Source organism: Rhodococcus sp. RDE2, assembly GCF_020885655.1.
GTDB lineage: Bacteria > Actinomycetota > Actinomycetes > Mycobacteriales > Mycobacteriaceae > Rhodococcus > Rhodococcus pyridinivorans.
The window spans coordinates 3816386-3830442 of record NZ_AP025186.1; the positions used below are offsets into that span (position 1 = coordinate 3816386).

Annotated in this window: 1 protein-coding gene; it reads right to left on the bottom strand. The window is 65.1% G+C overall.

Translation table 11 applies throughout. From position 1 onward, the window contains the following. Positions 1 to 11: 11 nt before the first annotated feature. Positions 12 to 13916, bottom strand: coding sequence for a non-ribosomal peptide synthetase (locus LPH33_RS17855; protein ID WP_229565300.1), 13905 nt, complete (start codon positions 13914 to 13916; stop codon positions 12 to 14). Positions 13917 to 14057 lie beyond the last annotated feature (141 nt).

Here is a 14057-nt window from a genome sequence, read left to right on the forward strand (position 1 = left end):
TCGAGCGCAAGTCAGTCTTGCACCATCCCTGCGGCCCCGAGGTGCTCGGATCCGAGAGAGACCACTTCGACGTCCTCAGTGGTGACCGAGATGGAGTCATCGAATCGGTCCAGAATCAGACACTCCAGATCCTCTATCTCCCCCACTGCGACTCTACTGACCATTTCAGGCGGAAGCGCCAGGTGCGTAATCCATTCCGAGTCCGCCGCATCACCGGAAACGCGTTCGAAGCCGGTCCTCTGCTCCGCCACAACGTAAGCGGAACCGGTTACACCTGCCAATAGAACGGCAGTAATCCCGCCAAGATCTCCGAGGCGCCCCAATCTGGAAAGTCGCGACTCGTACGTCAGCCCGATGCGGTCCTGGGTGAACGTCAGCCATCCGGCAAGCGTGCCGTGGTCCACGGATTCGGTGAATGTTCCCTCTCCTGCCATATCGATCCACGCGGGACAATCAGGTGTCAGCGGACGTAGACGCTCCGAGTAAGAGAAGCTCCGAGTCGAGGTGGCCGCCAGCCGATCCTGCACTTTTGCATCACCGAGATCGATGATGCGGCCTACAGAGCCCAGGCTCTCCGCAGCGCGCGAGGTCACAACTGCGGCCGACAGCATCTGCCGGGCTTGGACGTTTACGCCAGAATTGAGCGAACAGATCGCCGCGCCGACCTGGAGGATTGCCCAGAGGCTGCACAGGGAGTCGAACGACCCATCGAACTCGATGCCGACAGCGTCTCCCGTACCCAACCCTTCGGACACCAGCAGTCGAGCAATTTGAGATGAGCGCGCATCGACCTCTTGGTAGGTGTAGTCGGTCTCACCGATCGAGAGGCAGGGAGCTTCCGGATCCTCCTCGACATTGGAGGCGAACAGTTGCGGTAATACGCGCGAAGACCTTAAGAACTTCCCGGATTCGGAGTCCTTTGTCTCGCTCCCTCCGAGCAACGCCCGTCTCTCTTCTTCCGTCAGGATCGGAATGCGTCCGACCTCCACAGAGGGGTTATCGCTCACCGCCGTCAGGACGCGTACGAATCGGTCCGTCAGGCGTTGCACGGTGGCCTGTTCGAACAGGTCTGCCGAGTAGATCCACTCCCCTACGAAATCCCCGTTATCCGGATTCTGCGCCATGGTGAGCTGCAAGTCGAACTTGGCCGTGGAGCCGAACAGGTCCAGGGATTCTATCTCGAGACCAGGAATCGAGAAGCGGGCGTTCTTCATGGGCTCGAAAGAAAAGACGACCTGAAAAAGCTGACTATCAGGAGATCCGCTCCGTCCGGAAATCTCCACAATCCTCTCGAATGGAACGTCAGAGTTGTCGAATGCCGAGATATCCGTCTCACGAACTAGGTCGAGGAATTCGGCGAATGGAAGCTCAGGGTGCACCTGGGTACGCAAAGGAAGCGTATTCACGAACATTCCAACGACGTCATCGATCTCCTCGAGTCCACGCCCGGCAACCGGCGTTCCGATTGCGAAATCTCGGTCACCACTTGTCCGCGAAAGCAGCACTGCGAGCGCAGCATGCGTCACGATGAACAGAGTGGCACCAGACTTTCGGGCGAGCGCCTCCAGCTTCTCACGCACGGATGAGGGCGCCGAGAACGCGAGAGTCCTACCCTGGTGCGAGGGAATCGTGGGCCGAGGACGATCTACGGGCACTCCGGACCATTGGGGCAGGGAGTCAAGAGTCTTCCGCCAATACTCGATCTGGGCTGCAATCGGAGCTTCGGGGTCGTTCTCCGAACCGAGGACTGCGCGTTGCCACAACGTGTAGTCGGCGTACTGGACCGCCAGCGGTTGCCACCCGGGACTCTCGTCATTCGCGAATGCGGTGTAGGCGGTCATCACGTCTCTGGCAAGGGGAGCCATCGATTCACCGTCTGTCGCAATGTGATGCACAACGAGCGTCAGGATGTGTTCCTCGGGAGCGATCTCCCAGATCCTCACGCGCCAAGGAGGAGCGCTGTGCAGAGAGAACCCTCTGCCTACCGATTCCTTCAGAAGATCCGACAATTCTACTTCCGGCGAGATCTTCTCGAACCGATAGTCGAACTCGAATTCCTCGGACCGCAGCAACCCCTGGTACGGGCCATCCTGGTCGCTCGGATACCTGGTCCGAAGAGTCTCGTGACGTTGGACCACTGCATCGATCGCACGTTCCAGCGCTCCGACGTTCAGTGCGCCCTCGAGTCTGAGCACCAGCGGGATGTTGTAGACACCCGATTCGGGATCGACCCGGTTGAGAATCCACATCCGCTGCTGCGCCAGCGACAGCGGGATCCGGTCCGGCCGCGGAACCGCAGTCAGCGCCGGACGTGCCCCGTGCCCCACCGACGGCCGCAACCGGGCAGCAAGCGCCACCACCGTGGACGCCTCGAAGACGGTCCGGACCGGCACGCGGGTGTCGAGTGCCGCACCGAGCCGGGCAGTAAGCTGCGTCGCGAGCAGCGAGTTGCCGCCGAGTTCGAAGAAATCGTCGTCGAGCCCGGCCCGCTCGACACCGAGCAGTTCGGCGACGGTCACGGCCACGATCTCCTCGACCGGATCGGTCGGAGCGCGGAACTGCCCCGCGTCGAGTTCGGGGTCGGGCAGGGCCCGCCGGTCGAGCTTGCCGTTGGTGTTCAGCGGCAGCGCGTCGAGTTCGACGAAGGCCGACGGCACCATGTACGACGGCAGTCGCTCCGCGAGCGCCGCACCCGTCGCCGCCGCGTCGAACGCCTCCGAGGTCGGCACGACGTACGCGACGAGACGATCACCGAGATGGGCGGTGCTGCGCACCAGGACGGCGACATCCTTCACGTCCGGCAACTCTCGTAGGACGGTCTCGACCTCACCGAGTTCGATGCGGTAACCGCGCACCTTGACCTGGAAATCGGCCCGGTCGAGGTATTCGAGCCGACCGGCACGGTTCCATCGCACGATATCGCCCGTGCGGTACATGCGTCCGCGTCCGAACGGGTCGGCGACGAACCGGTCCGCGGACAGGTCCGGACGGTCGTGGTAGCCCCGCGCCAACTGCGCACCCGCCAAATACAACTCGCCCGCAACGCCCGGCGGCACCGGCCGCAACCGGTCGTCGAGAACATAGACAGCGGTGTTCCACTCCGGCACACCGATCGGGACCACGGTCCGATCCGCCTCGCCGACCTCGTGGACGGTCACCGACACCGCCGCCTCGGTCGGACCGTAGAGGTTGTACAGCGTCGCGGTGTTGTCCGCGCGGAACTGCTGGGCCACCGCCGCGGGCAGTGCCTCACCGATCGCGAGGATCTGCCGCAGCGACGGCGCCACCTCACCGGCCGCGACCGTCATCAGCATCGACAGCATGGACGGCACCGTGTGCAGCGTGGTCACCTGCTCGTCGCGCAGCAACGCGAGCAGATAGTCGGGGTCGCGGTGTCCGTCGGCGGTGGCGATCACCAGACGGGCGCCGGAGGTGAGCGCCGACCAGAACTCCCACACCGACAAGTCGAACGTCGCGACGGTCTTGAGCAGCACCGCGTCGTCGGACCCGATACCGAAATACTCACGCTTCCACAGCAACTGGTTGACGATCGCAGCGTGGGAGACCGCCACACCCTTCGGCCGGCCCGTCGAACCCGACGTGAAGATCACGTACGCCGTGTTGCCCGGCCGCAGCGGAGCCGACCGGTCGTCGTCGGTGACCGGATCGTCGGAGAGCCCATCGAGGTCGAGGAGGTCGAGTTCGACGACCGGCGCAGTGCCGTGTTCGACCCGGTCGCCGCTCGTCGTCACGATCGCGACGGGAGCGGCCGTGTCGAGGATGTAGGTGTTGCGCTCGGAAGGCTGCTCCGGATCGACCGGCACGTAGGCAGCGCCGGTCTTCGCGATCGCATACATGCCCACCAACAACTCGGGTGAACGACGGATCACCAACGCCACCCGATCCTCCGGTCCCACACCGAGACCGAGCAGGTGCCGGGCCAAACGGTTGACCGACGAATCGAACTCCCCGTAGGTCCACCGCCGGCCCTCGTACACCAACGCAACATCGTCGCGGTGCACGGAGACCTGCTCGTCGAACAAACCGACGAGGGTCGCTCCGGTGTCGGTTCCGTGGGCGGTGTCGTTCCACGCGCCGAACAACTGCGACTGCTCTGAGTCGGTGAGCAGGTCGATATCCCCTAGGGGCACACTCGGATCAACACCAACCGTCTCGAGCAGATGAACGAATCGTTCCACAAAACCCACGACCGTCTGCTCGTCGAACAAGTCCGTCGCATATGTGAAGGTCGCATCAATTCGCTCCGGCGATCCGTCCTCGCGGTAGCGGTCGTACACCGTCAATTGCAGGTCCGTTTTTGCGAGCGGCAACTCGTAATCAGGCGTCGATATTTTCAACCCGGGAAGGTCGAAGCCAACCGGTGCAAGATTCTGGAATGACAACCCGACCTGGAAGAGCGGATTACGAGCGGTTGATCGCACAGGATTCAACAGCTCTACCAAACGTTCGAACGGAACGTCGGCGTGCCCGAACGCACCCAGATCGATATCACGGGTCTTCTTCAACAACTCTTCGAAGCTCTGTGCCAGATCAACTCGCGTTCGAAATACAAGCGTATTGACGAACATACCGATCAGATCGTCCAGTTCACGCTCACCCCGACCCGCAATCGGAGTACCGATCGCGATGTCGCTCGTCCTCGTCAAACGAGCAAGCAAGCCTGCTAACGCCGCATGCACCACCATGAACAAGGTCGCATTGTTGCGACGCGCCACCGTGAGCAAACGATGGTGGAGATCGGAATCCACGGTGAAGTGCAACGACGCACCGCGATAACTTTGCACCGGCGGCCGCGGCCGATCGGTTGGCAGTTCGATCTGCTCGGGCAAACCTGACAATTGCCGTTTCCAATATTCGATTTGGGCCGCCACAATCGAATCCGGATCGTCCTCCGAGCCGAGCACTTCGCGTTGCCACAACGCGAAATCTGCATATTGCACGGATAGAGGCTCCCACGATGGAGTCTCGCCCTGCATACGCGCAACATAAGCAGACATCACATCACGAGCAAAGGGCGTCATCGACGCACCATCTGCGGAGACGTGGTGCACAACAAGAGCGAGAATGTACTCGGATTCACGGACGCGGAAAATGCGCATAGCAACAGGCACTTCGCGCGTGACATCGAAAGTTGTCGACAGGAACGCAAGAGTTTCTGATTCCAGATCGGACTCTGCAACCTCTGGAACGGCGAGATCAGGGAGAGTGCGGTCCGGCGGAAGAATTACTTGGTACGGTCCGCCCGGAGAATTCGGGTATACCGTACGGAGAGTCTCGTGACGCGCAATGACATCGGCGACGGCCGTCCGTAGCGCTCGAAGATCGAGTTCTCCCTCTAGACGCACGACGATCGGGATATTGTCCACCGCGGACGATTCTGTGTCGAACTGGTTGAGAAACCAATACCGCTGCTGCGCCAACGACAACGGCACCCGCTCCGGACGCTCCCGCGCCACCAACGGCACCCGACCACCATCGAAGGTATGCGCCTCGACACGCGCCGCCAACGCCTCCACCGTCGACGCCTCGAACAACACACGCACCGGCACCGACGTATCCAACGCCGCACCCAACCGCGCCGCCACCTGCGTGGCAATCAACGAATTACCACCGAGAGCAAAGAAATCATCATCGGCACCGACCCGCTCGACCCCGAGCACCTCGGCGAACACCCCCGCGACGATCTCCTCCACCGGAGTCGACGGCGCCCGGAACTGCCGCACCTCGAACACCGGCTCCGGCAACGCCTTACGATCGGTCTTCCCCGACGCATTCACCGGCATCCGATCGAGCACCACGAACGTCGACGGCACCATATAACCGGGCAGCACCGCAGCCAGCGCCGACCGCGCCGCCTCCTGATCGAAGACCACACCACCGTCCGGCACCACATACGCCACCAACTGCTCCCGACGCACCGCCGCCACCGCCTGCGAAACGGCCGCGTGTTCGAGCAGCGCAGTCTCGATCTCGCCGAGCTCGATCCGCAGACCCCGCAACTTCACCTGGAAATCGGTACGCCCGATGTACTCGAGCTCACCGGCAGCGGTCCACCGCACCAGATCCCCCGTGCGATACAACCGCTCCCCACCGCCGAACGGCGACGCCACGAACCGATCCGCCGTCAGATCCGGCCGCGCCACATACCCACGAGCCAACTGCACACCCGCCAGATACAACTCACCCGCAACACCCACCGGAACCGGCCGCAACCGCCCATCGAGCACATAAACCCGCGTATTCCACACCGGCCCACCCATCGGCACCGAGCCACCCTCGACACCGACGACCGCACGTGCGGTGGCGTGCACCGTTGTCTCCGTCGGACCATAAAGATTGTGCAACTGCGCATCACAGATCCGCCAGAACTGCTCGGCCGTCGAGAACGGGAAGGCCTCACCCGCCACCAAGACCGTGCGCAGCGAAACACAGTCCTCCCGCGTCACCGAGGTCGCGAACACCGCCAGCATCGACGGCACGAACGACGTCGCCGTCACCGACTGCTCCCGGATCACCCGACCCAGATACACCGGATCACGGTGACCGTCATGAGTCGCCAGTACCATGCGCGCACCCACCGCGAGAGTGCCGAACAGCTCCCACACCGACACATCGAAGGTGACCGGCGTCTTCTGCAACACCACATCCGCCGGACCCAACCCGTACTCGGCCGTGATCCACCGGATCTGATTGACCGCCGCCTCGTGCGGCACCGCCACACCCTTCGGCCGCCCCGTCGACCCCGACGTGAAGATCACATACGCCGTATTGCCCGGACACAACGCCGCAACCCGATCGGCATCGGTGACCGGCTCGGCCGAGACACCCGACACATCCAGCGTATCGATCGCCAGGCTCGGGACAGACCTCTCCCCCGGCACCACGAAACCGTCGCGTTCACAGGTGAGCACCACCACCGGCGCCGCCGTATCGAGAATGTAACCATTACGCTCGGCCGGCTGATCCGGATCGATCGGCACATACGCACCACCGGCCGTGACGACCGCGTACATCCCCACCAACAACTCCGTCGAGCGGCGCATCGCCAGACCCACCCGCACGTCAGGGCCGACACCCAACCCAATCAGATGCCGCGCAAGACGATTCACACGATCGGAGAACTCGGCGTAGGTCAGCGACTCGTCCTCGAACACCACCGCGACCGCATCCGACGTGCGCTCCACCTGCCCGGCAAACACATCCACCAGAGTCCGAACCCCACCGAGTTCGTGCTCGGTGGCATTCCACACCTCGAGCACCTCGGTGCGCTCGACCTCGTCGAGCAGATCCACATCCCCCACCGGCAGGACCGGATCGGCCACAGCTGCACCGAGGACACGGGTGAACCGATCGGCGAAGACCTCCATCGTCGCGGCATCGAACAGATCCGTCGCATAAGTCAACTCGACCAGATAACCGTCCGTGCTGTCGCCGGAAACCGTGACCTGTAGATCGAACTTCGCCGTCACCGCGCCCGCATCGACACCGGAAAGCCTCAACCCCGGCAACTCGAACACCTGCTGCGCGAGATTCTGGAACGAGAGCATCACCTGGAACAACGGATGCCGCGCCTGCGACCGCTCCGGATCGAGCACCTCCACCAACCGCTCGAACGGCACATCCGCATGCCCGAACGCCTCGAGATCACCCGCACGCACCCGTGCCAGCAACTCGGCGAACGACTCCCCCACATCGACCCGCGTCCGCAACACCAACGTGTTGACGAACATCCCCACCAGATCATCGAGTGCGGCCTCACCACGACCGGCCACCGGAGTACCGATCGCCACATCGTCGGTGTTCGCCAACCGCGCCAACACCACCGACAGTGCCGCATGCACCACCATGAACTCGGTCGTCGACGTCCGCCGCGCCAGATCGACGATCGCCGACCGCAGATCCGCACCGATCGAGAACCGATGCGCAGCACCCCGATACGACGCCACCGCCGGACGCGGCCGATCCGCCGGCAGATCCAACTGCTCCGGCACACCCGCCAGAGCGTTCTTCCAGAAACCGACCTGCGACGAGATCAGCGACTCCGGATCATCCTCCGAACCGAGCACCTCCCGCTGCCACAACGCGAAATCCGCATACTGCACCTGCAGCGGCTCCCACCGCGGAGCGTCACCCGCCACCCGCGCGGCATACGCCGTCACCACATCACGCGTGAGCGGACCCATCGAAAAACCATCCGCCGCAATATGATGCACCACCAACACCAACACATGCTCGGACTCCGACACCGCGAACAACCGCACCCGCAACGGCACCTCAACGGTCACATCGAAACCGGCACCGACGACCTCGGTCGCCCGGGCGAGCAGATCGGACTCCGCCACCGCCACCGGCGACAGATCCGGCACCACCTCCGCCACCGACAACACCTGCTGGAAACCGACACCGTCGACCTCGGGATACACCGTCCGCAACGACTCGTGCCGGCCGAGCACATCGGCCACCGCCGCCTGCAACGCCGCCACATCCAGCTCCCCGGACAACCGGATCGCCACCGGAATATTGTTCACCGCCGACCCGGTATCGAACCGGTTCAAAAACCACATCCGTTGCTGCGCCAACGACAACGGCACCCGCTCCGGACGCTCCCGCGCCACCAACGGAGCACGACCACCATCAAAAGTATGCGCCTCGACACGAGCCGCCAACGCCTCCACCGTCGACGCCTCGAACAACACACGCACCGGCACCGACGTATCCAACGCCGCACCCAACCGCGCCGCCACCTGCGTGGCAATCAACGAATTACCACCGAGAGCAAAGAAATCATCATCGGCACCGACCCGCTCGACCCCGAGCACCTCGGCGAACACCCCCGCGACGATCTCCTCCACCGGAGTCGACGGCGCCCGGAACTGCCGCACCTCGAACACCGGCTCCGGCAACGCCTTACGATCGGTCTTCCCCGACGCATTCACCGGCATCCGATCGAGCACCACGAACGTCGACGGCACCATATAACCGGGCAGCACCGCAGCCAGCGCCGACCGCGCCGCCTCCTGATCGAAGACCACACCACCGTCCGGCACCACATACGCCACCAACTGCTCCCGACGCACCGCCGCCACCGCCTGCGAAACGGCCGCGTGTTCGAGCAGCGCAGTCTCGATCTCGCCGAGCTCGATCCGCAGACCCCGCAACTTCACCTGGAAATCGGTACGCCCGATGTACTCGAGCTCACCGGCAGCGGTCCACCGCACCAGATCCCCCGTGCGATACAACCGCTCCCCACCGCCGAACGGCGACGCCACGAACCGATCCGCCGTCAGATCCGGCCGCGCCACATACCCACGAGCCAACTGCACACCCGCCAGATACAACTCACCCGCAACACCCACCGGAACCGGCCGCAACCGCCCATCGAGCACATAAACCCGCGTATTCCACACCGGCCCACCGATCGGCACCGACACCACATCCGCATCGGTGACCTCATGGAAAGTCACATCCACCGCAGCCTCGGTCGGACCATACAGGTTGTGCAGCCCCGCACCGGGCAACAAGGCCCTCGCCCGGGCCGCCAACGCCGGCGGCAACGCCTCACCCGAAGCGAACACATAACGCAGCGACGAACATTCAACAACCGCAGACTCCGCCACGAACACCGCCAACATCGACGGCACGAAATGCACGACCGTGACGGAATTACGCGCAATCACAGAGACGAGATAACCCGGATCCCGATGACCGTCGGGCGCCGCCACCACCAACCGCGCACCGACCTGCAACGGCCAGAAGAACTCCCACACCGACACATCGAAGGTGACCGGCGTCTTCTGCAACACCACATCATCGACGCCCAACGGATACTCGTGCTGCATCCACACCAACCGGTTCACGATCGCCGAATGCGGCACCGCCACACCCTTCGGCCGCCCCGTCGACCCCGACGTGAAGATCACATACGCCGTATTGCCCGGACACAACGCCGCAACCCGATCGGCATCGGTGACCGGCTCGGCCGAGACACCCGACACATCCAGCGTATCGATCGCCAGGCTCGGGACAGACCTCTCCCCCGGCACCACGAAACCGTCGCGTTCACAGGTGAGCACCACCACCGGCGCCGCCGTATCGAGAATGTAACCATTACGCTCGGCCGGCTGATCCGGATCGATCGGCACATACGCACCACCGGCCGTGACGACCGCGTACATCCCCACCAACAACTCCGTCGAGCGGCGCATCGCCAGACCCACCCGCACGTCAGGGCCGACACCCAACCCAATCAGATGCCGCGCAAGACGATTCACACGATCGGAGAACTCGGCGTAGGTCAGCGACTCGTCCTCGAACACCACCGCGACCGCATCCGACGTGCGCTCCACCTGCCCGGCAAACACATCCACCAGAGTCCGAACCCCACCGAGTTCGTGCTCGGCGGCATTCCACACCTCGAGCACCTCGGCGCGCTCGACCTCGTCGAGCAGATCCACATCCCCCACCGCAAGTGCGGGTTCGGTCACCACCGCGGTGAGGATCCGCGTCAAGCGCTCGGCGAAGACCTCCATCGTCGCGGCATCGAACAGATCCGTCGCATAAGTGAGATCGACGAGGTAGCCACCTTCGGCGTCGTCGGACACTGTGACCTGCAGATCGAACTTCGCCAGTGCAGCGTCGAAGTCGAACGACGCAACCGTCAGGCCGGACAAGTCGAGCGATTCCGAGTCCAGGTTCTGGAATGTCAGCATCACCTGGAAGAGCGGATGCCGTGCCGTCGACCGTTCGGGGGCGATGATCTCGACGAGCCGCTCGAACGGCAGGTCGGCCTGCCCGAACGCTTCGAGGTCGGCGCCGCGCACCTGTCCGAGCACCTGCTCGAACGACTCGCCGCCCTCCACCTGGGTGCGCAGCACGAGGGTGTTGACGAACATGCCCACCAGGTCGTCGAGCGCCGCGTCGCCACGACCGGCCACCGGAGTGCCGATCGCGATGTCGTCGGTGCCCGACAGACGCGCCAGCAGCACCGCCAGTGCCGCGTGCACGACCATGAACTCGGTGGTGGAGGTGCGGCGGGCGAGATCGCGGACGGCGGAACGGAGTCCGGAGTCCAAGACGAACCGGTGCGAGGCACCGCGGTAGCTCGCGACCGCCGGTCGCGGACGGTCCGCCGGCAGATCGAGCTGCTCGGGCAGACCGGCGAGGGTCTCCCGCCAGAACGCGACCTGCGACGAGATCAGCGACTCCGGATCCTCCTCCGAGCCGAGCACTTCCCGCTGCCAGATCGCAAAGTCGGCGTACTGCACGGCGAGCGGCTCCCACTGTGGGGCGTCGCCCGAGACGCGCGCAGCGTAGGCCGTCACGACGTCGCGCGTCAGCGGACCCATCGAGAAGCCGTCGGACGCGATGTGGTGCACGACCAGCACCAGCACGTGCTCGGCCGCGGTCCCGGTCTCGGTGACGGCGAACAACCGGGCCCGGAAGGGGACCTGCGTCGTCACGTCGAAGCCGGTGCCGACGATCTCGGTGGCCCGGGCGATCAGATCGGACTCGGCCACGGGGACCGGCGTCAGGTCGGGCACCACCTCGTCCACCAGCAGCACCTGCTGGTAGCCCACGCCGTCGACGTCCGGGTAGATCGTCCGCAGCGACTCGTGCCGGCCGAGCACGTCGGTCACCGCGGCCTGCAGGGCCGCCGCGTCGAGTGCCCCCGACAGGCGGATCGCCACGGGGATGTTGTTGACCGCCGATTCGGGCTCGAAGCGGTTGAGGAACCACATCCGCTGCTGCGCGAGCGACAACGGCACCAGTTCCGGACGCACCTGCGGGACCAGCGGCGCGCGTCCGTCGCCGCCCGAGGCCATGGCGGCGTCGACGAGCGAAGCGAGTTCGGCCGCTGTCGGGGCATCGAAGAACTCGCGGACGTCGATGCGGACCTTGTGATCGGCGCTGAGCCGCGCGACGACCCGCGTCGCGCTCAGGGAGTTGCCGCCGAGTTCGAAGAAGTCGTCGTCGACACCGAGCCGCTCGATGCCGAGGACCTGCTCGAAGGCGGCGACGACGGCGTGCTCGGTGGCCGTCGACGGTGCGCGGTACTCGCGCTGCAGGGAGCTGAAGTCCGGTGCGGGCAAGGCCTTCCGGTCGAGCTTGCCGCTGCCGCCGAGCGGGAACTCGTCGAGTTCGACGAACAGCGACGGCACCATGTAGTCGGGCAGGCGCCGGCGCACGGCGTCGGCGAGCTCCGACCGTTCGATGTCGCGGCCGTCGGTGACGAGATAGGCGACGAGGTGATCGCCGAGCGCGGGGTCGGAGTGCACGACGACGACCGACTGCCGCACGCCCGGGTGGTCGAGCAGCGCCGATTCGATCTCGCCGAGTTCGATACGCAGACCACGCAGCTTCACCTGGAAGTCGGTGCGGCCGATGTACTCGATCTGCCCGTCCTCGTTCGTCTTCACGAGGTCGCCGGTGCGGTACATGCGGTCGCCGGGCTCGCCGAACGGGTCGGCGACGAAGCGATCGGAGGTCAGATCGGGGCGACGGAGGTAGCCGCGCGCGAGCTGGACGCCCGCGAGGTAGAGCTCACCCTCGACACCGTCCGGGACGGGGCGCAGACCCTCGTCGAGGACGTAGAGACCGGTATCGGCCACGGCGGCACCGATCGGCACGACGGTGTCGTCGGCGGAGGTCGCGAAATAGGTGACGTCGACCGCGGCTTCGGTGGGCCCGTAGAGGTTGTGCAGACGCGCCGAGGAGATCTCGTAGAAGCGGGCGACGGTCTGCGGGGGCAGCGCCTCACCGGAGGCGAAGACGTAGCGGAGGGTGCTCACCGACGCGGCGGTGGGCTCGGTGAGGTAGACGGCGAGCATCGACGGCACGAAGTGCGCGGTCGTCACGCCGCGTTCGATCATCGTCTGCGCGAGATAGGCCGGGTCGCGGTGCCCGTCAGGCACGGCGATCGTGAGACGGGCACCCACCTGCAGGGGCCAGAAGAACTCCCAGACCGACACGTCGAAGGTGAACGGCGTCTTCTGCAGAACCACGTCGTCGGCGCGCATGCCGTACTCGGACTGACGCCAGTCGATGTTCGCGACGATCGCCCGGTGCTCGACGGCGACGCCCTTGGGTCGTCCCGTCGAACCCGACGTGAAGATGACGTAGGCGAGGTGATCGGCCGTGAGCGCGCCGCGACGCTCCTCCGGACTGATCGGATCGCCGGAGGCCTCGGACAGGTCGAGGGTGTCGATCGTCAGCGCCGGGACGGAACCGGGGAGATCGACGGCGTCGCGTCCAGTGGTGACGACCGCGACCGGCTCGGCGATCTCGAGGACGTAGGCGAGGCGGTCGGCCGGATGGTCGGGATCGAGCGGCACGTAGGCGCCGCCGGCCTTGACGATCGCGTACATGCCGACCAGCAAATCGAACGACCGGCGGACGGCGAGACCGACGCGTGCGTCGGGGCCCACACCGAGACCGATGAGGTGACGTGCGAGACGATTGGCGCGGACATCGAATTCGCGGTAGGTCAGGGCCTGCCCGTCGAACTCGAGAGCGACCGCATCGGGGGTCCGCGCCACCTGGGCGTCGAAACGCGCCACGAGGGTGTCGGGATCGACCGTGGCCGGTGCTGCCGCATCGTCGCCGAGGACCTCGACGGCGTCGTCCAGCAGGGCGTCGACCACCCCCGCGAGACCCGGAGCACCCAGCAGAGCGGGCGCGATGTTCGACAGGACGACCGGGAACAGCGCGTCGAGACCGAGCGCGCCACCCATGGCGATGTCGAGCGTGGCGATCTCGTCGCGCAGGCGCGCGTAGCCGATACGGGTGTCGCCGTCGGTGAGGGCAACGCGGTTGGGTTCGATCTCCGCGACGGCGGCGAGCAACCGGGGAAGGTCCTCGATCGCCCGCGCCGGCTTGCCCGCCATGTCACCCGTCATCTACGTCAGCCTCCTGAAATAACCTGCGCTCGGCACCACGCTGTGTGCGCGACACCGCCCCCCGCTGCCACCCGGCACCGTACTGGCCGGGCAGTCGAACGACAGCCGATCTTCCATTATCCCGAAGTGTCCGACACAGGA

Coding starts and splice junctions, on each gene's coding strand:
- LPH33_RS17855 (WP_229565300.1), bottom strand. CDS start 13,916: ATGACGGGTGACATGGCGGGCAAGCCGGCGCGGGCGATCGAGGACCTT.